This window comes from Chryseobacterium sp. CY350, from assembly GCF_027945075.1.
Classification (GTDB): Bacteria; Bacteroidota; Bacteroidia; order Flavobacteriales; family Weeksellaceae; genus Chryseobacterium.
In genome coordinates this window covers 1843904-1866563 of sequence record NZ_CP116034.1, presented here as the reverse complement: position 1 = coordinate 1866563, position 22660 = coordinate 1843904, and the positions used below count along the sequence as shown (strand labels likewise).

Genomic DNA, 22660 nt, shown 5'->3' with positions numbered 1-22660 from the left:
TTAATACAGAAAAAATAAACTTAAATATTTATAACATGAAAACAATTTTAAAAGTGATCGGAATCATTGTTCTGCTCATTGTAGGTTACGCAATAGTTGCGATTTTGGCTTTCGGAAACAATTATCATTACGAAAAGTCAATGGTCATCAATGCTCCCAAAGAAAAAGTGTGGCAACAGATAAACTCAATGAAAGCTTTCAACCAATGGAATCCGTGGATGAAACTGGATAAAAATATGAAAGTTACGTACACCGGAAATTCGGGCGAAGTAGGAGATAAGTACTACTGGGACAGTAAAAACGATGATGCAGGAGCTGGCTGTCAGGAAATTAAAGAATTGGTTTTGAATAAAAAGCAAAAATCGGAAATGACTTTTATAAAACCTTTCGAAGGGCAGGCGACTTCTGAAATTCTTTTAAGTTCTGAAGGAAATTCAACAAAAGTAACCTGGACGATGGATACAGAACAGGAAACATGGATGAAAATAATGAGACCAATGATGGATTATCAAATGGGAAAATCTTATGAAGAAGGTCTGCAGAGTCTGAAGCAGATTTGCGAAAAATAGTATCATGAGGCTTTTGGATGCAGCTTTTTGCTGAGACCTAGAATTAAAGATTCTCAGATCTATAATTTGTAGCTAAACTTTTAGCTTGAAATAAACATAACATATATCTTTGAAAAAAAATTTAGTAATGAGGAAACAATATCTTTTGTTAACAGCAACTTGTCTTTGCTTTTTATTGGCATCGTGCGCAGCAAACCTAGGAAAGGGAAACAACAAAAATTACATGGAAGGCAGTCAGAGCGAAATGGATAAAAATGTTCAGCAGCTCGAAAAAAGGCGCGAAGCAGACGAGAGAAAAATTGATGTCTCAGATTACGAGCAAAACAAGCCAAAATAAAAATATATAACCATTTCTTTAGAGAAGTGGTTTTTTGATTTAATTATTCAAAAAAATATTATCTTTATCTAAAGATTACGATACATGGAGAAGATAGTATTTGAGAAAAACAACATAAGAGATTATGTAAAAAACGTAATTTCTGAAAAAATAGAAAAACTTAAAAAATTTATAGAATTTACTTTAGAAGCCAGTCGGGATATCAAAAAAACACCGAAGTACGATAGTATGCGTGAGGAAATGCAGGAAGAAATTTATCAAATGCAAAGGCAACTCGGTGCTCTGAATGATCTTAAAACCAACATGGCAAAAGTTTTAAATAAAAGTACAGAAAGAGTGCAGTTGGGTTCTTTGGTAATTACCAATAAAGCGCGTTTTTATATTTCGGTTTCTTTGGGTGAGTTTTTTTTTGAAGGCGACCGTTTCTACGCGATTTCTTCAGAAAGTCCGATGGCGAAAAAAATGATGGGAATGAAACCGGGAGATGAGTTTACATTAAATAAAATTCACCAAAAAATTGTTGAGGTTCTTTAGAAATTGTAAGTTTCAAATTTACATTATGAAAACGCAATCAACTATTTAAAACGCTTTTTGGTATAAATTTTAATCATAAAAACTATCACAGATCAACATGCATCCAGCAACTTTTCTGTAAATTTGCTTTTATGAATAAAGCAGAAGTTTTAAAAGAAATCATAGAGCAAAGAAGAAGTATATTTCCTAAAGATTATTCTGAAACAGAAATTTCACAGGAAATTGTAGACGAGATTTTAAATTCGGCAAAGTTTGCTCCCAATCATAAACGTACAAAACCTTGGCGTTTTAAAATTTTCAAAGGTGAAGAAAAAGCTAAACTGGCTGTAGAAATGCAGGAAATTTATAAATCTTCACAACCCGAACAACTTTTCTTAGAGAAAAAATATAATGATATTGGTTTTAAAATCAATAAAGCGGATGCTGTAGTTTCTATCGTTGTGAACTTCAGCGGGATGGTTCCTGAATGGGAAGAAATTTCTGCCGTTTCTATGGCAGTTCAGAATATGTACCTTACCTGTACCGCAAACGGAGTAGGGTGTTACTGGAGTTCACCAAAAATTGTAGATCAACTGAAAGAATCTTTAACGATCGAAGAAAACCAAAAATGTCTTGGGCTTTTCTATATGGGATTAGTTTAAAATGAAAAATTTTTATAGAAATTTCAGTGAAGAAGATTTGATTGCCGCTTATCTGTATATGAGTGAGCATACCGGAAAAATCGACGAAGAAATGACTGAAGCTATTAAACAGAAATTTAATTATGACGAATTTGTAAGCAAAGCAAATAGGAGAACATCATTTATAAAAGAAAAAGGAAGAATATCTTTTGAAGTATACAATATGGTAAAAAAGGGTGATGATTTATTTTTTATTATTGAAAGTATCTCATCAAGTGTTCTCAATAATCAAGAGCTTGAAGATTTTATAATCCATAAATATCATCAATTTTCTTTGGTAATTGAAAATAACAAAATTGATTTAGTTACTATTTACAAAAGTTTTTTTGGAGTTTTCATTTCTTCTATAATAGGTTTTTTGTTTTTTTGGATATTTGTTTTAACTACAAATGTGTTTTCATTTTTTTTACTTGTTCCTATCTATATAATTAATTATTTTGTTATTAGATTTATTGTTGGGAAAACAAGGGATAATCTTATAGTATTTTTGGCAGTTTTTATTTCTGTAATTATTTCAACACTATTACCTTTTTTATTTTTCATCTGAAATAATTTAATATTATCTCACCTCGAAAGATTTAATTTGAACTTTTTTATTATCTTTGCACACTTAAATATTTAACTGGGACGAGTTCCCTTATAATTCAAACATTATGTCAGTAAAAATTAGATTACAAAGACACGGTTCAAAAGGGAGACCTTTTTTCCACATCGTAGTTGCAGATGCAAGAGCTAGAAGAGATGGTAGATTCATCGAAAAACTAGGTACTTACAACCCAATTACTAACCCTGCTACTATCGATTTGAACGTTGATTCTGCTGTAAAGTGGTTAAACAACGGTGCTCAGCCAACTGATACTGCAAGAGCTATTCTTTCTTACAAAGGGGTACTTTACAAAAAACACCTACAAGGTGGTGTTGCTAAAGGAGCTTTTGATGAGGCTGAAGCTGAAAAAAGATTCGCTGCTTGGGTAGAATCAAAAGAACAAAAAGTACAAGGTAAAGTAGAAGGTTTATCTAAAGCTCAGTCTGATGCTAAGCAAGCTGCTTTCGATGCTGAAACTAAAGTGAACGAAGCTAGAATTGCTGCTGCTGCACAAGTAGAAGCTGATGCTAAAGCTGCTGAAGAGGCTGCAAACGCACCTGCTGAAGAAGTTGCTGAAGCTACAGAAGGAGAAACTCCTGCTGCTGAAACTGAAGAAAACACTGAAGCTTAAAAACAAACCGATATGCGTAAAGAAGATTGCTATTTTTTAGGAAAAATCACGCGCAGACACGGCCTTGCGGGAAACGTTATCCTTAAACTGGATACCGACCAGCCCGAGCTTTACAATAAATTGGAATCAATATTCGTAGAAATAAACGGATTATTGGTTCCTTTTTTTATTGAAAAATCATCTTGGAGCAAATTAGATGCTCTAAATCTGGCCTTCAAAAATTCTTCGGAAGCTTTGGTAGATCAATCTTTAGGTAAAAACGTTTACCTTCCATTAAATACATTGCCCAAACTTACCGGAAATCAGTTTTATTACCATGAAGTGATTGGTTTTGAGATTATGGATCAGGATAATAAAGACTGTGGAGTGATAAGATCTGTAAACGATCAGACCGCGCAGAACTATTTTATTACCAATCTATACGGAAAGGAAGTTGTAATCCCAATGATCAAAGAGTGGATTCTTGAGGTAAACAGGGAAGAAAGATATATCAAAATAGAACTTCCTGAAGGTTTGATTGATGTTTTCTTGGTTCCTTCTAAAAAAGACGAATAACTTATTCTGATTTTGTTTCACAAAAAAAGCTGGTTTTTCTTTAACCAACTTTATTTTCTGTTATATTTTTAAGTTTATCATAAAGCTGCTGCTCCGGCTGAGGCTACTTCATGATCATCATCTACGGTACTTCCGCTTACCCCGATTGATCCAATAATATTTCCTTCAGAATCTTTTATCAGAACTCCACCAGGAAAAGTTATCAGTCCGTTATTAGAGTGTTCAATATTGTATAGAGGTTGTCCGGGTTGTGATAATTTTCCAATTTCGCCGGTATTCATGTTAAAAAATCTGGCCGTCTTCGCCTTTTTCTGGGCAATATCAATGGATCCAAGCCAGGCATCATCCATTTTAGCAAATGCTACGAGATTTACTCCGCTGTCCATTACAGCAATATTCATTTTTACACCTAACTGTTTTGATTTTTCAATTGCAGCTGCAATTATTCTTTGGGCTTGATCTAATGTAATATTCATAAATTTTTGGTTTAGTTAAACGCTAAATCTACAAAATTTTGAAGGTATAATCGGTATTCACACATTAATTAATCGTAATTAATATTTAATTATATTTAGCTGCACTATAAAAAAAACTGATGCAATTAACTTTTGAGCTTTGCCTGTAAGTCATCAATTTGTTTATACATCCTGTTAAAAAATATTTTTCTCTCTCTGTTTCCGGAAGTATTCAGCGATTTTGAATTTTTGATTTCGTGCTCAAAATAAACCAATGTGTCATTGCAAGTATTCTCATCGTTCGTCATCATATACCCAAACATATTAAAAGGAATAAAAAACGAAGATTGATATTCATTTTTAAACAAAATATTATTGCTTAAAATCACCAGATCGTTCACGTAGAAATTAAAATCAGGTTTATTTTGAATTTTAAATTCAATTTTTTGAAGAACATATCTCACTTCATCCAAAATTAACTCAATATCTTTATATTTTAAAAGTCCCATTTCAGAATAAAAAGAAATCTGCATGAGAATGCTCATGATGGTTGTGTCGTTCCAGACTTCCGTTACGTTTTGATTTTCATACAAATCTTTCAGCATTTCATTTTTTGGCGAATAGTATGGGAGATCAAAATCTTCAAACGAACAGAGGAATTTATCTTCGTTCAACAGATTCATCCAGACATAAAATTTAAAGCGAGATAAAATTGTATTCGAAATTGTATAAAAAAACGGAATATCTTTCGCAGAATAATAAACTTTCGATTGATTGATATTCTGAAAGACATCCAGAATCTGTAGCGAACTTTCAAAAAAATACAACAGATCTTCTTGGGTTTTTACGGGTTTTGTTCTTTTAACCACCAATTGGTTTTCCGTTCCCAAGAACTTATCTAGTGAAATCTGGTAATATTTTGCTAATTCTATTGCTTCCTCAAAACTGAATTTTGCTTTCATTGAAGTTCTGCGGTGCGCCGAATCATAACTAATGTTAAGGATATTGGCGATCTCATCATTCAACGATTTATGTCCGATTTTCTTTCTGATTTGTTTGAGTAGAGTTTCCTGATTCATACTTTTTTGCGATTTTCACAAATGTAAAGATTTATTTTAATTTTTTTTCGCATTCATAAAATTGGTTTTCGCAGTTAGCTTTGAAGTATAATTTTACAAAATAATAGAAAGTAAATTATCAACCATTTAACTGTTAAGTAACTCGAAATCAAAATATCATGAAAAATACACCTTACCTATTAATAGCAATCCGTTTTCTTCTTGCACCAGTGATTTTCTTTTTAGCCTATTTAAAAGGTGAAGAATCCAGATTTTTAATTTTAACCTTAATGTTTATTGGGTTGCTTACAGATATTTTTGACGGAATCATTGCAAGAAAAATCGGTGTCTCCACAGAAAAATTGAGAAGACTCGACAGTCAGGTTGATTTAGTTTTTTGGCTCTCGTTAGGATTTGCAACTTACTTTCTTAATACCGAATTAATAAAAATCCATTGGCTAAGTATAACGGTAATTTTCATCATGGAAGCTTTATGTTATATTATTAGCATCTTAAAATTCGGAAAAGAAACCTGTACTCATGCTTGGCTTTCAAAATTGTGGGGTTTGAGTTTACTCATTACATTCACTTATTTAATAGGATTTCAACAGACTGGTCGGGCATTTCAATTAGCGTTAATTTTAGGGGTTATTTCTCATATTGATGTTATTTTTATTATTTTGATTCTTCCTAATTGGCAATATGATGTCCCAAGTTGTTACCACGCATGGAATATCAGAAAAGGAAAGCAGAGGAAAAAAACTACACTTTTCAATTAATATAGAAGTAAATTTCAACATTATTATATCATTTTTAAATCAAACAGTGTAATCATAGAAAAATTACCCTGTTTTTTGTAGATTTGCACACATTAATTTTTACATAAAAAATTTATCAATCAACAAATGAAAAAGCAGACGATTAAAGAAGTCCTACAGGATTACAAAAAAGTACTACATCATGACATTACAGTTTACGGTTGGGTAAGAACTTTCCGTGCAAACCGCTTTATTGCGCTTAATGATGGTTCTACTATTAATAATTTGCAGGTTGTTGTTGATTTCGAAAATTTCGATGCTGAGATCATCAGTAAAATAAGTACAGCTTCTTCTTTGAAAGTTGTTGGTGAAGTGGTAGAAAGCCAGGGAGCCGGACAAGCCGTAGAAATTATCGCAAAAAAAATCATCATTTTGGGCGATAACTTTACAGAAGAAAGAGACAAAACGATTCTTCAACCAAAAAAACATTCACTGGAAGTGTTGAGAGAGCAGGCGCATTTAAGATTCAGAACCAATTTATTTGGGGCTGTTTTCAGAGTACGTCATGCAGTGAGTTTTGCGATTCACTCATTTTTCAACCAAAACCAATTCTTTTACATCAACACTCCCATTGTTACCGGTGCAGATGCAGAAGGTGCAGGTGAAATGTTTGGAGTAACCAACTTTGATTTAAATAATATTCCAAGAGACGAACAGGGAGATATCGATTTTGCTCAGGATTTCTTTGGTAAAAAAACCAACTTAACGGTTTCCGGACAGCTTGAAGGTGAAACTGCTGCAATGGGATTGGGAAGAATATACACTTTCGGACCCACTTTCCGTGCGGAAAACTCAAATACAACGCGTCACTTAGCAGAATTTTGGATGATCGAGCCTGAAGTTGCCTTCAACAATCTTGAAGATAACATCGATTTGGCAGAAGATTTCTTAAAATATGTGATTCAATACGTTTTAGACAACTGTAAAGATGATCTTGAATTTTTAGATAAGCGTTTTGAAGAAGAACAAAAATCAAAACCTGAAAAAGAAAGAGCCAAGGAAGGTTTGATCGAAAAACTAGAAAATGTAATTGCAAAACGTTTCAAAAGAGTTTCTTACACAGAAGCAATTGAGATTTTATTAAATTCAAAAGAAAATAAAAAAGGAAAATTTGCTTATCCGATCGAGGAGTGGGGAGCAGATTTGCAGTCTGAACACGAAAGATTCTTGGTAGAAAAGCATTTTGAATGTCCAGTAGTTCTTTTCGATTATCCAAAAGAAATCAAAGCATTCTATATGAAGCTGAATGATGACAACAAAACCGTTGCCGCGATGGACGTTCTCTTCCCGGGAATCGGTGAGATTATTGGCGGATCAGAAAGAGAAGCACGATTAGATGTTCTCAAAAGCAAAATGGCAGAAATGCACGTAGACGAGCACGAACTTTGGTGGTATCTTGATACAAGAAAATTCGGATCCGTTCCTCATGCCGGTTTCGGTTTAGGACTGGAGCGTTTGGTTTTATTTGTGACAGGAATGACCAATATTCGTGATGTGATTCCTTTCCCGAGAACTCCAAAGAATGCAGAATTTTAAAATTCACTTAATATATATAAATACCTCTGAAATAATCAGAGGTATTTTTGTTTTAAAGACCGATTATAAAAAGAAGGTTTTTTTTCAGGAGCTTTTTCCCGCTCTCCACTGTATCTTTTCCGGGAAGGTCTACGCTTCGCTTCGTCCATCCCGGAAAAGGATGCCGTTTCGATCGGGGCTAGGGGAGCGATCTTCGGATGAGCGCTTTCCATGAGTCAAAATCAGCCCTTCAGAAAACCAACTTTATATAATGAAGCCTCAGTTTTCATCAGAAAACGGTGCCGAACATGTGACCTCATTAAAACCCACCGGAGGAATTAGAAATTTTTCTATCAGATCTTCAAAGGGTTAAGTTCGGATATGAATTAAAAATGAACATTATGTTAAATATATTTGGAAGTATGGGGATAAACGTGCTACTTTTGCCCCACTGAAAAACGAGAGTAGATCGGTAGCGCAGAAGCGCCTTTAGACAGGCAGGAACAAAAAAAACTCCGGTAGAAATGATTTTAAATACCATGAAATTTTATTCAGATAAATTTTGTGTAATTAGAAAAAGTTTTTATCTTTGCAGTCCCGATACGGGGAGCGCAGGAGTAGATAGGTTGAGGGTTAAGAGAAGGGTTTAGGGTTACTTAAAAAACTTTAAAATTTCTTCAAAAAACATTTGGCTAATTAGAAATAAAGTTTTACTTTTGCACACGCAAATACGGCAACGCCCAACGACAGAAAAGGGCAGCTGAGAAAGCGTAAGAGAAGAGATCATTGAAAAATAGATATAACAACCAAGTAAGGAAAAACTAAAGCGTCAAAACTTTGAGTGAGTCAGACAAACATACAATGGAGAGTTTGATCCTGGCTCAGGATGAACGCTAGCGGGAGGCCTAACACATGCAAGCCGAGCGGTAGAAGTCCTTCGGGACTTTGAGAGCGGCGCACGGGTGCGGAACACGTGTGCAACCTACCTTTATCTGGGGGATAGCCTTTCGAAAGGAAGATTAATACCCCATAATATATTGAATGGCATCATTTAATATTGAAAACTCCGGTGGATAGAGATGGGCACGCGCAAGATTAGATAGTTGGTGAGGTAACGGCTCACCAAGTCAATGATCTTTAGGGGGCCTGAGAGGGTGATCCCCCACACTGGTACTGAGACACGGACCAGACTCCTACGGGAGGCAGCAGTGAGGAATATTGGACAATGGGTGAGAGCCTGATCCAGCCATCCCGCGTGAAGGACGACGGCCCTATGGGTTGTAAACTTCTTTTGTATAGGGATAAACCTATCTACGTGTAGATAGCTGAAGGTACTATACGAATAAGCACCGGCTAACTCCGTGCCAGCAGCCGCGGTAATACGGAGGGTGCAAGCGTTATCCGGATTTATTGGGTTTAAAGGGTCCGTAGGCGGGCTCGTAAGTCAGTGGTGAAATCTCATAGCTTAACTATGAAACTGCCATTGATACTGCGGGTCTTGAGTAAAGTAGAAGTGGCTGGAATAAGTAGTGTAGCGGTGAAATGCATAGATATTACTTAGAACACCAATTGCGAAGGCAGGTCACTATGTTTTAACTGACGCTGATGGACGAAAGCGTGGGGAGCGAACAGGATTAGATACCCTGGTAGTCCACGCCGTAAACGATGCTAACTCGTTTTTGGGCTTTCGGGTTCAGAGACTAAGCGAAAGTGATAAGTTAGCCACCTGGGGAGTACGTTCGCAAGAATGAAACTCAAAGGAATTGACGGGGGCCCGCACAAGCGGTGGATTATGTGGTTTAATTCGATGATACGCGAGGAACCTTACCAAGGCTTAAATGGGAATTGATCGGTTTAGAAATAGACCTTCCTTCGGGCAATTTTCAAGGTGCTGCATGGTTGTCGTCAGCTCGTGCCGTGAGGTGTTAGGTTAAGTCCTGCAACGAGCGCAACCCCTGTCACTAGTTGCCATCATTCAGTTGGGGACTCTAGTGAGACTGCCTACGCAAGTAGAGAGGAAGGTGGGGATGACGTCAAATCATCACGGCCCTTACGCCTTGGGCCACACACGTAATACAATGGCCGGTACAGAGGGCAGCTACTATGCGAATAGATGCGAATCTCGAAAGCCGGTCTCAGTTCGGATTGGAGTCTGCAACTCGACTCTATGAAGCTGGAATCGCTAGTAATCGCGCATCAGCCATGGCGCGGTGAATACGTTCCCGGGCCTTGTACACACCGCCCGTCAAGCCATGGAAGTCTGGGGTACCTGAAGTCGGTGACCGTAACAGGAGCTGCCTAGGGTAAAACAGGTAACTAGGGCTAAGTCGTAACAAGGTAGCCGTACCGGAAGGTGCGGCTGGAACATCTCATTTTAGAGCGTCTTTCGACGTTAAACAAATAAAGGTACTTTAATGTACCATGTACTTACTTAAAAGAAAACGTTTTAGTTTTTTACTCGGTTGCTTATATTATAAAAATACAAACCCACTAGAAATTAGTATCAGAGGGAGAGATTTAGAAAATAGAGGTTAGAAAATTAGAAGTTAGAGATTAGTCTAACATCTGGTGTCTAAAATCTAACATCTAAACAAAGTCTCGTAGCTCAGCTGGTTAGAGCGCTACACTGATAATGTAGAGGTCGGCAGTTCGAGCCTGCCCGAGACTACTAATTGAAGCGGATGGCAAATGGCTTATAGCTGATGGCAAGAAAGCTGGAAGCAAGAAGCAAATCGCCAGAAGCACCTAGAGGGGAATTAGCTCAGCTGGCTAGAGCGCCTGCCTTGCACGCAGGAGGTCAAGGGTTCGACTCCCTTATTCTCCACCATTACTGAGAAGTAATAAAAAAGTTACAGAGATGTAACGAGCACAGAAGTTATTTAAAGAATAAACAAAGGATTTTAGCCGATAGGGGCTAGAGCGACCCGATTCATCGGGAAGGTCAAGGGTTCGACTCCCTTATTCTCCACAGTTTTGTAAGTTTGATTTAAAAGTAAGATGGATAGAGCCAAAACAAATATCCATTTATCAGACGAGCAGAAAGACATTAAGATCATTGACATTAACGGTAAAAATATCACAAAGAAAAAACCGAGCACTTGCGAGTGCTTGAGAAATAAATAGGAAAGAAATCGTTAAGGGCGTATGGCGGATGCCTAGGCTTTCAGAGGCGAAGAAGGACGCGGTAAGCTGCGAAAAGCTCGGGGGATCGGCACACACGAATTGATCCCGAGATGTCCGAATGGGGCAACCCGTCTGGTTGAAGACCAGTCACTCCGCAAGGAGAGCAAACCAGGAGAACTGAAACATCTAAGTACCCTGAGGAAAAGAAATCGAAGAGATTCCGTAAGTAGTGGCGAGCGAACGCGGATTAGCCCAAAAGTCTTTATATATTTAAAAGAATGTTCTGGAAAGAACAGCCATAGAGGGTGATAGCCCCGTATTTGAAAGGTATATTTAGATGATAAATGAGTAGGGCGGGACACGTGAAATCCTGTCTGAATATGGGGGGACCATCCTCCAAGGCTAAATACTCCTGAAAGACCGATAGTGAACAAGTACTGTGAAGGAAAGGTGAAAAGCACTTCGAATAGAAGGGTGAAATAGAACCTGAAACCGTACGCCTACAAGCGGTCGGAGCCCACAAGTTGGGTGACGGCGTGCCTTTTGCATAATGAGCCTACGAGTTAATGTTACTAGCGAGGTTAAGGACTTCAGGTCCGGAGCCGGAGCGAAAGCGAGTCTGAATAGGGCGCATAGTTAGTAGTATTAGACGCGAAACCTTGTGATCTACCCATGGGCAGGTTGAAGCTTTGGTAACACAAAGTGGAGGACCGAACCGGTTGACGTTGAAAAGTCTTCGGATGACCTGTGGGTAGGGGTGAAAGGCCAATCAAACTGGGAGATAGCTCGTACTCCCCGAAATGCATTTAGGTGCAGCGTCGTGTATAAGTTTATTAGAGGTAGAGCTACTGATTGGATGCGGGGGAGTCAAATCCTACCAATTCCTGACAAACTCCGAATGCTAATAAATGTTCCACGGCAGTGAGGGCGCGGGTGCTAAGGTCCGTGTCCGAGAGGGAAAGAACCCAGACCAACAGCTAAGGTCCCCAAATCTCTATTAAGTTGAAGCAACGCGGTTGGACTGCATTGACAGCTAGGATGTTGGCTTGGAAGCAGCCATTCATTTAAAGAGTGCGTAACAGCTCACTAGTCGAGCGGTCCGGCATGGATAATAATCGGGCATAAATAGAGTACCGAAGCTATGGATTTACAACTTAGGGTTGTATCTGGTAGGGGAGCATTCTGTTTGCACAGAAGCAGTGGCGCGAGCCATTGTGGAGCGTACAGAAAAGAAAATGTAGGCATAAGTAACGATAAAGCGGGCGAGAAACCCGCTCACCGAAAGACTAAGGTTTCCTCAGCCATGCTAATCAGCTGAGGGTTAGTCGGGACCTAACGCGAACCCGAAAGGGGTAGTGGATGGACAATGGGTTAATATTCCCATACTTGCTCACACTAAAAAGGGGACGGAGTGCCGTACTTACTGGAGACTGACGGAATAGTCAAGACCTAGCCTTCGGGCGAAGTTGCTGTAAGGAAAGTGCTTCCAAGAAAAGCCGAAGTGAAGCAACCCGTACCAAAACCGACACAGGTAGTCGAGGAGAGAATCCTAAGGTGCTAGAGTGAATCATGGTTAAGGAACTAGGCAAAATAGTCTCGTAACTTCGGAAGAAGAGACGCCAGCAGCAATGCTGGCCGCAGTGAAGAGGCCCAGGCGACTGTTTATCAAAAACACAGGACTCTGCTAAATCGAAAGATGCTGTATAGGGTCTGACACCTGCCCGGTGCTGGAAGGTTAAGGAAGGGCGTTAGCAGCAATGCGAAGCGTTTGACTGAAGCCCCAGTAAACGGCGGCCGTAACTATAACGGTCCTAAGGTAGCGAAATTCCTTGTCGGGTAAGTTCCGACCTGCACGAATGGTGTAACGATCTGGGCACTGTCTCAACCATGAGCTCTGTGAAATTGTAGTCTCGGTGAAGATGCCGAGTACCCGCAATGGGACGAAAAGACCCTGTGAACCTTTACTATAACTTCGTATTGACTTTGAGTAAGTAATGTGTAGGATAGGTGGGAGACTTTGAAGCAGGCACGCTAGTGTTTGTGGAGTCAACGTTGAAATACCACCCTTTACTTACTTGGAGCCTAACTTCTTTTAGAAGGACACTGCGTGGTGGGTAGTTTGACTGGGGTGGTCGCCTCCAAAAGAGTAACGGAGGCTTTCAAAGGTACCCTCAGCACGCTTGGTAACCGTGCGTAGAGTGTAATGGCATAAGGGTGCTTGACTGTGAGACCTACAAGTCGATCAGGTGCGAAAGCAGGACATAGTGATCCGGTGGTTCCGTATGGAAGGGCCATCGCTCATAGGATAAAAGGTACTCCGGGGATAACAGGCTAGTCTCCCCCAAGAGCTCACATCGACGGGGAGGTTCGGCACCTCGATGTCGGCTCGTCACATCCTGGGGCTGGAGAAGGTCCCAAGGGTTGGGCTGTTCGCCCATTAAAGTGGCACGCGAGCTGGGTTCAGAACGTCGTGAGACAGTTCGGTCTCTATCTATTGCGGGCGTTAGATGTTTGAGAGGGCTTGATTCTAGTACGAGAGGACCGAATTGAACAAACCTCTGGTGTATCAGTTGTTCCGCCAGGAGCACCGCTGAGTAGCTACGTTTGGAAGAGATAAGCACTGAAAGCATATAAGTGCGAAACTCGCCTCAAGATGAGACATCTTTTAAGGGTCGTTGGAGATGACGACGTTGATAGGCTACAGGTGTAAAGTTGGTAACAGCATAGCCGAGTAGTACTAATTACCCGTAGATTTATAGCCTATTACAGGAATAAATATAATCATCAATGAGTAATCATTTAAAAAATTATAAACCTATCTCAAATCGCTTGCAAGTGCAAGAAAGGTTTTTTCTTTGTGACTGTTTTTATCGATTAAAAAGCCATAAGCTTAAGGCCTAAAGCCTAATGCTTACAGCTATATACAACCTTTAGGGTGGTTTTAGCGGTGGGGCTCACCTGTTCCCATTCCGAACACAGAAGTTAAGCCCACCAGCGCCGATGGTACTGCGAAAGCGGGAGAGTAGGTCGCCGCCAGTCTTTTTTTTTAAAGCTCCTTTATCAACCGATAAAGGAGCTTTTTTTTGTGTATACGCAATTGAAAGTTAAACGTAATTGTAATAACAGCTATTAACTTCATTCTAATTCCAGCAATTATTAGTTCCAGGCAAAACATCATAGAACTATGGTTCTGGATAACGCTTTATTGCAGTTAGCATTTACATCCGAATCAATTATTTTAAGTATAAAGCGCTGGCTACAATTAGAATACATCAAATATTACTGTTTCTTGAGAAGAGAGCTATTTAACTTGAACTAAAATATGAATTTAAGCATAGTGAAAATTACAACTATCTTATGATTAAATATAATTTCTCTGAGTATAATGTAGCTAAGCAATATCAACAATTAAATTTTCTGTATCAACATTAGAATATTTTCAAAATTTGAAATGATGTCTTCATACAATTAATCATTAAAATTTTTAAAAATAACTCTAATACTCTTTGCAAGAATTTTTTATAACAGTGATATTTCGAAATATGGTAATTTTATACAAGTTAATAAGTTATGTTAGGTTGTATTATTAGAATTATCTAAGCCGACAGATTATAAGAGGTCTTCTTAAAAAAAATCCTTTAAAGGATAAAATAAGACCGATGTAAATTACTTTTGCTTCTCAAACCTTATAGGGTCTGTTTTAGTATAGTAACCTCCTTTGAAGTACCAAAAATTTTATCTTCAAAAAATATTTTTTAAAATTAACCAAACAATATTATTTACTACTGTTAAATAATGTCAATATTTTTCTATGATTCAAAGGCTAAGAGAAATTTCGAAAAAAGCGTATTTCTTAAATGTGTAATTGAGTATAAGGTGGTAATTTCTGTAATAAGATCTATATTAAATTAAATTATGCTGTGATGCTTCTTGTTAAAATTCTACCTTGTAGTGCCATTACTGTCGAAATTAGTAAAAGCATATTACTCAGTAAGTATTAGAATCGGTATAGATCTCCATTGGAATAATGAAAGAAATTTTGAAAATCTTATATTCTTAATTCTTATTTTGACGTTAATTCTATCATGCAAATGGAAATTGATGAATATTTTGGACAAAAAAAAACTCACGCTAGCACATGAGTTTTTCTCATTATTGATATAATTATCTGCATAAAGCAAAAATCATGCTAAAAGTTATTTTTATTAAAAAATAATTACTAAATTCGTAGAATACGTTATGTAAAATCAGAGTCGATATGCTAAAACAACATTTACAGCTTAAATTAGGACAAAAACTCGCTCCCCAGCAGATCCAACTGATGAAGTTAATTCAACTTCATACGTTAGAATTTGAAGAGGAATTGGAAAGGGAACTGGAGGAAAATCCTGCGTTAGAAGTTGCAAAAGAAGAGCCAAAGGAAGATGAATATTCGTCAATTGAAGATTCATATGAAACTGAAGGTACTGAAAGTATTGAAACGGATTTTGATGTAAATGATTACATCTACGATGATGAACCTACTTACAAAACAGCGTCAAGCAATTATTCTGCTGATGATGAAGATTTTGATAACGAAAGTCTTTTAACAGAAGGTCAGTCTCTGTATGATTATTTGATGGAACAGATTAACCTTATCAATATTAATTCAGAAGATCTAAAGATCGCTGAATATATTATTGGTAACCTTGATACTGACGGTTATTTGAGGAGAGAAGTGAAATCAATTGTTGATGATCTTGCATTTTCTCAGGGAATTTATACCACTACAGAAAAAGTAGAAGATATATTAGAGAATTATATTCAAAAACTTGATCCATCAGGAGTTGGAGCGCGTGGTTTGCAAGAATGTTTGCTATTGCAAATAGAAAAGAAAGTTAGTGCCAACAAAGCGATTTCTTTAGCAGCAAATATTTTGCGATTCCAGTTTGATGCCTTAACGAATAAGCATTATAACAAAATTATTCAAAAGTACGATATAGAAGAAGAAGATCTGAAGGATGCTTTGGAGGAAATAGCTAAACTTTCGCCTAAAGTTGGAGGAAATTTTGAAACTCAGACCATAACAATCAATCAGGAGATTATTCCGGATTTTGTTATTCAAGTAAAAGATGGTTTGGTAATCCCTATGTTGAACAGCAAAAATGCGCCGACTTTACGTGTTTCTGAAGAATATAAAGATATTTTAACAACTTATTCTCATGATAAAAATTCATCAGAGCATAAACAGGCTGCGTTATTCATCAAACAAAAATTAGATGCTGCCAAATGGTATATCGATGCGATTAATCAGCGTCAGAATACTTTGTTACAGACCATTAACGCTATAGTAAAATTTCAGCATAATTATTTTATTACAGGTGATGAGAAGTCATTAAGACCAATGATTCTTAAAGATATTGCCGATATTACAGGTTTCGATATCTCTACAATCTCTAGAGTAGTAAAAAGTAAATATGCCGATACGCCGAATGGTATTTTATATTTGAAAGACTTGTTTTCCGACAGTCTTACGAATGATGATGGTGAAGAAGTTTCTACAAAAGAAATCAAAATGCATCTTCAGGAAGTCATCAGTAAAGAAAATAAACGAAAACCATTAACGGATGATGCTTTGGTTGTTATCTTAAAAGAACAAGGCTATAATATTGCGAGGCGAACGATCGCTAAGTACAGGGAGCAACTGAATATTCCGGTTGCAAGACTTAGAAAAGAATTATAACAATAATATAAAAGCGTCAGGATTATTCCTGACGCTTTTTTTATTTTTAATGCTTCTAAAGTTATTATTCCTGAGACTCAATCTCTTTGAGCTGAACAAGATTTTTATCTAGTCTTTTAATGAGAATTCCGTACACCAATCTGTAATAAGCCCAAATTAAAACCACACAAAGCACAGTACTAATAATAAAACTTATAATAAAAGCTAATATTGACGAATTGGCAAGTGCACTATTTTGGTTCTTTATAGAGTAAATTCCAAAAATTGTGAGAGCAGACGTAAAAACAACCACAATTAAAATGTTTATTAAAATGAAGGCATTGACTGTTTTTTTAAAGCTGATAATTCTTGAAATGAATTCTTTAAGATCTTCTTCAACTTTTATTTTTCTATAATTTTTATAAAATCGGATAACAAAATAACCTGTTATAAATAAAGTACAGATTTTGATAATCAAATAAATATTATCAAGAATATTCTGCATCTCGTCGTTTTTTTCAACGCCTAATCTTTGTAAGGAAGTAAGAAAAGTATTAGATTCTTTATTTTGAAGTATCAGAAAAAGACCAAAAATAGTGAAAAGAACGAATTCAACGACACTGATCCAAAAAATGTATTTCACATAATTGCGCGATTTTTTATTCAACATCTGAAGGATTTCGTCGTTGTTATATTTGGGTTCAACAGGCTGCTCCTGCCATGTTTTCTTAAAACTGTCTATGTCAAATTCAGGCATTTCGTTCCATTTTTTCTTTAAGGACTTTCTTTAGTCTGTTCATTTTCACGCGAGCATTCACTTCGGTTATTCCAAGGTTTTCTGCAATGTCTTTATAGGGAAGATCATCCAGATACATCATTACGATTGCTCTTTCAACATTCGGTAGAGTTTTGATAACAGTATACAACAATGAGATTTGCTGTTGCTTGTCATCATCATCTTCAATAAAATCTCTGTGATTGATGTCGAGTTCGTTGGTAGGTAAACTTTTGCTCTTTTTTCTGAAAAGCGTGATTGCTGTATTAAGAGCTACGCGATACATCCAGGTAGATATTTTTGAATTTCCTTTAAATGAATCGTAGCTTCTCCACAACTGCAAGACAATCTCCTGGAAAAGATCTTCCTCATCTTCAAGAGAGTTAGTATACAGCCGCGAAACTTTAATAATCAAACCTTGATTATCTTTTATAAGCTGGGCAAATTCTTTCTCTTTGGAAATCAAAATTCTGTATAATTGGCACGAAGATAACAATAATGTGGTAATTGGTGAAGAGTTATAAGTTATTAATTATAAGTGATGGGTTTGAAATATATTCATGGCCAAGTTTTCTCGACTCTAGGGCATTGACTTATTACTTTTAACTCATAACTAATTCCTATCTTTGCAGCCACGAGAAAGTCGGCTTGTTGATTCTTATTTCGGTAAGGGTAGGAAAGTCCGGACACCATAGAGCAGCAAAGCGGATAACATCCGTCATCCGTGAGGATAGGACAAGTGCAACAGAAAGCAGGTACAGTTCGGCTGTAGTGAAACCAGGTAAACTCTTTGCGGTGCAATGATAAGTATATCGGTTCTTTTCAGCAATGAAAATAGGGGCGGCTCGTCCTGAAAGCCGAGGGGTAATCAGCTCAAGTTTTGCAGCAATGTAAAACGTAGATAAATAACAGGCATTTTTTAGGAAGTACAAAATCCGGCTTACAGATTTTCTCGTGATTTTTTTAGCTGGAAATAAAATAGCCACATTTTCACAAGGCTATTTTATATTTTATTAGATTCTTCTTTATTCACTTTCCAATTGTTTTTTAGCATCATCCAAACCTGCTCTGTCTTCTTTTGAAAGTTCGGGAAATTTCAAGTCCATTTTTTCTAACGTATCAATAATGATCTGTATTGCCGCAAGCCTCGCAAACCATTTGTTATCTGCGGGAAGTACGTACCACGGCACTTCATCTTTCGAGGTTTCATTAATCGCAGTTTCGTAGCAAGTCATATATTCATCAAATAGCGCTCGCTCCGGTAAATCGGCTGTTGAGAATTTCCAGTTTTTTTCCTGCTCATTGATTCGGTCAAGAAGCCTTTTCTTTTGTTCATCTTTCGAAACGTTAAGAAAAATCTTAATAATCGTAGTTCCGTTTTGAGCTAAATGTTTTTCGAAATTTCTAATGCTTTCATATCTGTTTTTCCAAAATTTATCATCAAAATCTTTTACAGAATCCCATGTTTTTTCACTTAAATTATATTCAGGATGCACTTTACAAACCAAAACACTCTCATAATGCGAACGGTTGAAAATTCCGATCATCCCTTTTTGTGGTAGGGCTGAATAATGTCTCCACAAAAAATCATGAGAATATTCCTTCGAACTGGGAGTTTTAAAACTTGTGACATTACATCCCTGCGGATTTACCCCACCGAAAACATGCTCAATCAAACTGTCTTTTCCTGCAGCATCCATCGCCTGAAGAACCACCAAAAGAGATTTGCTGCCATCGGCATATAATTTTTCCTGAAGTTCCCGTAGTTTTTCTTTTTCCTTCTCAAGTATCTGCATTCCTTCTTCTTTTGTAAGTTTGCCTTTATATTCTGTTGAAGTTTTTTTTATTGAAAATTTTCCTTTTACAAGAAAGTCATCCGAAAAGTTATCTGCCATTTTTTAGATTTTTGAATTTTTATATTTAAATATTTACTAAATATAACGAAAAAAACCGCCTCAATTGAGACGGTTTAGTATTATTTTGAAATAATATTAACTTTTTACAGCCACTTTTTTGGCAGCTTTAGCAGCTTTCTTTTCAGCTTTAGCAGCAGCTTTTTGCTCTTCCGGAGTCAAAGGTTTTGGTTCAGGAGCATTAGCATTTACATCGCCTTTGATGTAAATCACACTTCTGCTGTTAACAGGGTCGTTAGAAAATACTTCAATCATTTTGTTGAATGCACCAGGGTTAGCTGTAGCATATCCAACTTTTATTTTGCCTGTTTTCCCGGGAGCAATAGGATCTGTACTCCACTCAGGAACTGTACATCCGCAAGATGCCTTTACATTTGAAATGATCAAAGGCTTATCACCTGTGTTGGTTACATTAAAAAATCTGTGTCCGTCTGAATTTGGTTTCACCGCACCATAATCAAAAGTAGTTTTGTCAAATGTAATTGTCTGCGCAGATGCTAAAGCAATCGTTCCGAATAATGCAATTCCTGCAAATAATGTTTTCATATGAAGATTTTTATTAAATTTTAAAAGTAATATATTATCGCATGACTTTACCGGAATTTATCCAAAAGCAAGTCTGGGCAATTCATATTCTTGAATGTTAATATATTTGTTAGATAAATTTTGAGAAACAAAGTTAAAAATTATTTTAATTAATGCTCACATTTTTTTACTTTAAACTATTTTTGCAGATTATAAGTCAAAGAAACCAGAATTTATGCAGATTTCAGAAAAATATAATCCACAAGATACAGAACAGAAATGGTACAACTACTGGCTGGAAAACAAATATTTCCACTCAGAACCTAATGAGAAGCCGCCTTATACGGTAGTCATTCCGCCGCCAAACGTTACAGGAATTCTTCACATGGGACATATGTTGAATAATACCATTCAAGATGTTTTGGTGCGTCGTGCAAGAATGCAGGGCTTTAATGCTTGTTGGGTGCCGGGAACGGATCATGCTTCAATCGCTACTGAAGCTAAAGTTGTTGCTAAACTAAAGTCTGAAGGAATTAATAAATCTGATATCACCCGTGAAGAATTTTTGACACATGCCTGGGAATGGACTGATAAATACGGAGGAACCATTCTTGAACAATTAAAGAAATTAGGTTGTTCTTGCGATTGGGACAGAACTCGTTTTACGTTAGAAGATAAAATGTCGCAGCAGGTTATCAAAAGTTTTGTTGATCTATATAATAAAGGACTTATTTATAGAGGTTACAGAATGGTGAACTGGGATCCGGAAGCAAAAACCAATATTTCTGATGAAGAAGTAATTTTTAAAGAACAAAACGGAAAATTATATTATTTAAAGTATAAAATTGAAGGTACAGAAGAATTTCTTTCGGTAGCGACTACGCGTCCTGAAACGATTTTTGGTGATACTGCAGTTTGTATCAATCCAAATGATGAGAGATATGCTCATTTGAAAGGTAAAAACGTTATTGTACCGATTGTAAACAGAGTAGTTCCGATTATTGAAGATGAATATGTTGATATTGAATTCGGAACAGGAGCTTTAAAAATCACTCCTGCTCACGACATCAATGATTACGAAATCGGACAAAAGCACAATCTACAAATGATTGATTCTTTAGATGATGACGGAAATCTGAATGATCATGGTTTACATTACGCCGGAAAAAACAGATTTGATGTAAGAAAGCAAATCGCTAAGGAATTAGACGAAAATGATCTTTTGTTGAAAGTAGAAGATTACGTAAATAAAGTAGGAACTTCTGAAAGGACAGGCGCAGTTATTGAACCTAAAGTTTCTGTCCAGTGGTTTTTAAAGATGTCTGATATCGCAAAACCTGCGTTAGACGTTGTAATGGATGATGAAGTGAAATTCTATCCTGAAAAATTTAAAAACACCTACAAACACTGGATGGACAACATCCGTGACTGGAATATTTCCCGTCAGCTTTGGTGGGGACAGCAGATTCCCGCATTCTATTATGGTGATGGTGAAAATGATTTCGTAGTTGCAGAAAACATCGAAGATGCATTAATTTTAGCTAAAGAAAAAACCAATAATCACCAATTAACAACGGGCAACCTAAAGCAAGATGAGGACGCTCTTGATACCTGGTTCTCTTCGTGGTTGTGGCCAATGTCGGTTTTTGACGGTTTGCTTGATCCTGATAATAAAGATATCAATTACTATTATCCGACTTCAGATTTGGTAACAGGTCCGGATATTATTTTCTTCTGGGTTGCCAGAATGATTATGGCGGGGTTAGAATTTAAAGGTGAAGTTCCTTTTAAAAATGTTTATTTTACTGGAATTGTAAGAGATAAACAGCGAAGAAAGATGTCTAAGCAATTGGGGAATTCACCAGATCCCTTAGATTTGATTTCTCAGTACGGTGCAGATGGAGTTCGTGTTGGAAGTTTACTGAGTTCGGCTGCCGGAAATGATTTGTTGTTTGACGAAGATTTAATGGTTCAGGGAAGAAATTTCATGACTAAAATCTGGAACGCTTTCCGTTTAACCCAAAACTGGACAAAAGAAGATAAACCATTGATTGACTCAGATCATCAGGCAATTGGATGGTTTGAAAATCAATTAAATAAATCAATTACAGAAATCAATGATCAGTTTGATAAATTCAGAATTTCTGATGCCTTGCATTTGATTCAAAAATTGGTGAAAGACGATTTCTGCGGATGGTATCTTGAAGCAATTAAACCAAATTACGGAGAAGGAATTTCTAAAGAAGTTTATAATCAGACGATTATTTTCTTTGAAGAATTAATGAAACTTCTGCATCCTTTTATGCCATTCTTGTCAGAAGAATTATGGCAGTTGATTTCAGAAAGAAAACCTGAAGAAGCTTTGGTAATCGCTCAGCAAAAGAAAGCAGAAGAATTTAATGAAGATATCATTAAAAACTTTGAAACTGCAGAAGAAATCATTTCAGGAGTAAGAAATTACCGTCAGACAAAAGGAATTTCACCAAGAGAAGCGGTTGAAGTTTATACAAACGTTGCCAATTTTGAAAACGAAGCAGTTGTTAAAAAACTAGCAAGTATTTCTGAAATTCATTTTAATGAAAAAACAGATAAACCGAGTTTCACGTTCCTGGTTGGATCGACTGAAGTTTCAATTCCTTTAAGTGAAAAATTAGATTTAGAAGAAGAAAAAAAGAAGACAGAAGAGGAAGTAAAATATCTTAAAGGATTTCTAATTTCTGTTGATAAAAAGCTTTCCAACGAAAAATTCGTTGCCAACGCAAAACCTGAAGTGGTAGAAGTGGAACGTAAGAAACAAAAAGACGCGCAGGATAAGATTGCGATTCTTGAAGAAAAGCTGAAAAGTTTGTAATTCAGGTTGAGACTTAGGCTAAGGTTGACTACAT

At 36.7% G+C, this 22660-nt stretch carries 17 protein-coding genes, 2 tRNA genes, 3 rRNA genes and 1 other RNA gene; 17 read left to right on the top strand and 6 right to left on the bottom strand.

Annotated elements, in window-relative coordinates; genetic code table 11:
* Positions 1-35: 35 nt before the first annotated feature.
* The 7 genes from PGH12_RS08550 to rimM all read left to right on the top strand — a co-directional run bounded on the left by PGH12_RS08550 (position 36) and on the right by rimM (position 3892).
* Complete coding sequence (locus PGH12_RS08550) at positions 36-569, top strand: SRPBCC family protein (protein WP_267599764.1); 534 nt, start codon at positions 36-38, stop codon at positions 567-569.
* Between the two features lie 127 nt (positions 570-696).
* Positions 697-906 carry a hypothetical protein gene (locus tag PGH12_RS08545; RefSeq protein WP_267599765.1) on the top strand — a complete coding sequence of 70 codons (210 nt, stop codon included), beginning with the start codon at positions 697-699 and terminating at the stop codon, positions 904-906.
* An 84-nt stretch (positions 907-990) separates the two neighbouring features.
* On the top strand, positions 991-1440 hold the full coding sequence (locus PGH12_RS08540; RefSeq protein ID WP_267599766.1) for a hypothetical protein: 450 nt from the start codon (positions 991-993) through the stop codon (positions 1438-1440).
* A gap of 131 nt (positions 1441-1571) precedes the next feature.
* Positions 1572-2081, top strand: a complete 510-nt coding sequence (locus PGH12_RS08535; protein ID WP_267599767.1) for a nitroreductase family protein — start codon at positions 1572-1574, stop codon at positions 2079-2081.
* 1 nt (position 2082) lies between these two features.
* Positions 2083-2667 (top strand): hypothetical protein, encoded by a 585-nt coding sequence (locus PGH12_RS08530; RefSeq protein WP_267599768.1) that lies wholly within the window; start codon positions 2083-2085, stop codon positions 2665-2667.
* A 106-nt stretch (positions 2668-2773) separates the two neighbouring features.
* Positions 2774-3337, top strand: a complete 564-nt coding sequence (locus PGH12_RS08525; protein WP_267599769.1) for a 30S ribosomal protein S16 — start codon at positions 2774-2776, stop codon at positions 3335-3337.
* A 12-nt stretch (positions 3338-3349) separates the two neighbouring features.
* Positions 3350-3892 (top strand): ribosome maturation factor RimM, encoded by a 543-nt coding sequence (gene rimM / locus PGH12_RS08520; RefSeq protein WP_267599770.1) that lies wholly within the window; start codon positions 3350-3352, stop codon positions 3890-3892.
* 77 nt (positions 3893-3969) lie between these two features.
* On the opposite strand, the gene PGH12_RS08515 is transcribed toward rimM, so the two are convergent.
* Both PGH12_RS08515 and PGH12_RS08510 read right to left on the bottom strand, forming a co-directional pair.
* Entirely contained in the window at positions 3970-4368 is a 399-nt protein-coding gene (locus PGH12_RS08515; protein WP_267599771.1) for a GlcG/HbpS family heme-binding protein, read from the bottom strand.
* 125 nt (positions 4369-4493) lie between these two features.
* Entirely contained in the window at positions 4494-5426 is a 933-nt protein-coding gene (locus tag PGH12_RS08510) for a helix-turn-helix domain-containing protein (protein WP_267599772.1), read from the bottom strand.
* A 158-nt stretch (positions 5427-5584) separates the two neighbouring features.
* Between PGH12_RS08510 and PGH12_RS08505 the strand changes: the two genes are divergently transcribed.
* From PGH12_RS08505 to rpoN, 8 genes are all read left to right on the top strand, one after another.
* Positions 5585-6184, top strand: a complete 600-nt coding sequence (locus PGH12_RS08505) for a CDP-alcohol phosphatidyltransferase family protein (protein WP_267599773.1) — start codon at positions 5585-5587, stop codon at positions 6182-6184.
* A 126-nt stretch (positions 6185-6310) separates the two neighbouring features.
* Positions 6311-7759 (top strand): asparagine--tRNA ligase, encoded by a 1449-nt coding sequence (gene asnS / locus PGH12_RS08500; RefSeq protein ID WP_267599774.1) that lies wholly within the window; start codon positions 6311-6313, stop codon positions 7757-7759.
* A gap of 837 nt (positions 7760-8596) precedes the next feature.
* Positions 8597-10113: ribosomal RNA gene (locus PGH12_RS08495) — 16S ribosomal RNA — on the top strand.
* Between the two features lie 219 nt (positions 10114-10332).
* Positions 10333-10406: transfer RNA gene (locus PGH12_RS08490), tRNA-Ile, on the top strand.
* An 82-nt stretch (positions 10407-10488) separates the two neighbouring features.
* A tRNA-Ala gene (locus PGH12_RS08485) sits at positions 10489-10565 on the top strand.
* A 297-nt stretch (positions 10566-10862) separates the two neighbouring features.
* Positions 10863-13622: ribosomal RNA gene (locus tag PGH12_RS08480) — 23S ribosomal RNA — on the top strand.
* A gap of 170 nt (positions 13623-13792) precedes the next feature.
* Positions 13793-13900: ribosomal RNA gene (gene rrf / locus PGH12_RS08475) — 5S ribosomal RNA — on the top strand.
* The 16S, 23S and 5S rRNA genes sit together here with 2 tRNA genes alongside, the layout of an rRNA operon.
* Positions 13901-15119: 1219 nt before the next feature.
* Positions 15120-16583: an RNA polymerase factor sigma-54 gene (gene rpoN, locus PGH12_RS08470; RefSeq protein ID WP_267600110.1), complete on the top strand. Its 1464-nt coding sequence runs from the start codon at positions 15120-15122 to the stop codon at positions 16581-16583.
* A gap of 64 nt (positions 16584-16647) precedes the next feature.
* Here the strand turns inward: rpoN and PGH12_RS08465 are convergent, their stop codons facing one another.
* Positions 16648-17319 (bottom strand): DUF8845 family protein, encoded by a 672-nt coding sequence (locus PGH12_RS08465; protein ID WP_267600109.1) that lies wholly within the window; start codon positions 17317-17319, stop codon positions 16648-16650.
* Complete coding sequence (locus PGH12_RS08460) at positions 17312-17803, bottom strand: RNA polymerase sigma factor (protein WP_267600108.1); 492 nt, start codon at positions 17801-17803, stop codon at positions 17312-17314. The genes PGH12_RS08465 and PGH12_RS08460 overlap by 8 nt, the downstream gene beginning before the upstream one ends.
* Before the next feature lie 169 nt (positions 17804-17972).
* Between PGH12_RS08460 and rnpB the strand changes: the two genes are divergently transcribed.
* Positions 17973-18296: RNase P RNA component class A (gene rnpB / locus PGH12_RS08455), an RNA gene on the top strand.
* A gap of 66 nt (positions 18297-18362) precedes the next feature.
* Here rnpB and PGH12_RS08450 read toward each other — a convergent pair.
* Both PGH12_RS08450 and PGH12_RS08445 read right to left on the bottom strand, forming a co-directional pair.
* Complete coding sequence (locus tag PGH12_RS08450) at positions 18363-19232, bottom strand: polyphosphate kinase 2 family protein (protein ID WP_267600107.1); 870 nt, start codon at positions 19230-19232, stop codon at positions 18363-18365.
* 96 nt (positions 19233-19328) lie between these two features.
* Positions 19329-19796: a DUF1573 domain-containing protein gene (locus PGH12_RS08445; protein ID WP_267600106.1), complete on the bottom strand. Its 468-nt coding sequence runs from the start codon at positions 19794-19796 to the stop codon at positions 19329-19331.
* Between the two features lie 214 nt (positions 19797-20010).
* On the opposite strand from PGH12_RS08445, the gene PGH12_RS08440 reads away from it, so the two are divergent.
* Complete coding sequence (locus tag PGH12_RS08440) at positions 20011-22626, top strand: valine--tRNA ligase (protein WP_267600105.1); 2616 nt, start codon at positions 20011-20013, stop codon at positions 22624-22626.
* The last annotated feature ends 34 nt before the right edge of the window (positions 22627-22660 follow it).

Bases quoted from the DNA above. Each gene is read 5' to 3' on its own strand.
- PGH12_RS08450 (WP_267600107.1), bottom strand. From the start codon at position 19,232: ATGGCAGATAACTTTTCGGATGACTTTCTTGTAAAAGGAAAATTTTCA.
- PGH12_RS08540 (WP_267599766.1), top strand. From the start codon at position 991: ATGGAGAAGATAGTATTTGAGAAAAACAACATAAGAGATTATGTAAAA.
- PGH12_RS08445 (WP_267600106.1), bottom strand. From the start codon at position 19,796: ATGAAAACATTATTTGCAGGAATTGCATTATTCGGAACGATTGCTTTA.
- PGH12_RS08530 (WP_267599768.1), top strand. From the start codon at position 2,083: ATGAAAAATTTTTATAGAAATTTCAGTGAAGAAGATTTGATTGCCGCT.
- PGH12_RS08440 (WP_267600105.1), top strand. From the start codon at position 20,011: ATGCAGATTTCAGAAAAATATAATCCACAAGATACAGAACAGAAATGG.
- PGH12_RS08505 (WP_267599773.1), top strand. From the start codon at position 5,585: ATGAAAAATACACCTTACCTATTAATAGCAATCCGTTTTCTTCTTGCA.
- rpoN (WP_267600110.1), top strand. From the start codon at position 15,120: ATGCTAAAACAACATTTACAGCTTAAATTAGGACAAAAACTCGCTCCC.
- PGH12_RS08545 (WP_267599765.1), top strand. From the start codon at position 697: ATGAGGAAACAATATCTTTTGTTAACAGCAACTTGTCTTTGCTTTTTA.
- PGH12_RS08515 (WP_267599771.1), bottom strand. From the start codon at position 4,368: ATGAATATTACATTAGATCAAGCCCAAAGAATAATTGCAGCTGCAATT.
- PGH12_RS08510 (WP_267599772.1), bottom strand. From the start codon at position 5,426: ATGAATCAGGAAACTCTACTCAAACAAATCAGAAAGAAAATCGGACAT.
- PGH12_RS08465 (WP_267600109.1), bottom strand. From the start codon at position 17,319: ATGCCTGAATTTGACATAGACAGTTTTAAGAAAACATGGCAGGAGCAG.
- asnS (WP_267599774.1), top strand. From the start codon at position 6,311: ATGAAAAAGCAGACGATTAAAGAAGTCCTACAGGATTACAAAAAAGTA.
- PGH12_RS08525 (WP_267599769.1), top strand. From the start codon at position 2,774: ATGTCAGTAAAAATTAGATTACAAAGACACGGTTCAAAAGGGAGACCT.
- PGH12_RS08550 (WP_267599764.1), top strand. From the start codon at position 36: ATGAAAACAATTTTAAAAGTGATCGGAATCATTGTTCTGCTCATTGTA.
- rimM (WP_267599770.1), top strand. From the start codon at position 3,350: ATGCGTAAAGAAGATTGCTATTTTTTAGGAAAAATCACGCGCAGACAC.
- PGH12_RS08535 (WP_267599767.1), top strand. From the start codon at position 1,572: ATGAATAAAGCAGAAGTTTTAAAAGAAATCATAGAGCAAAGAAGAAGT.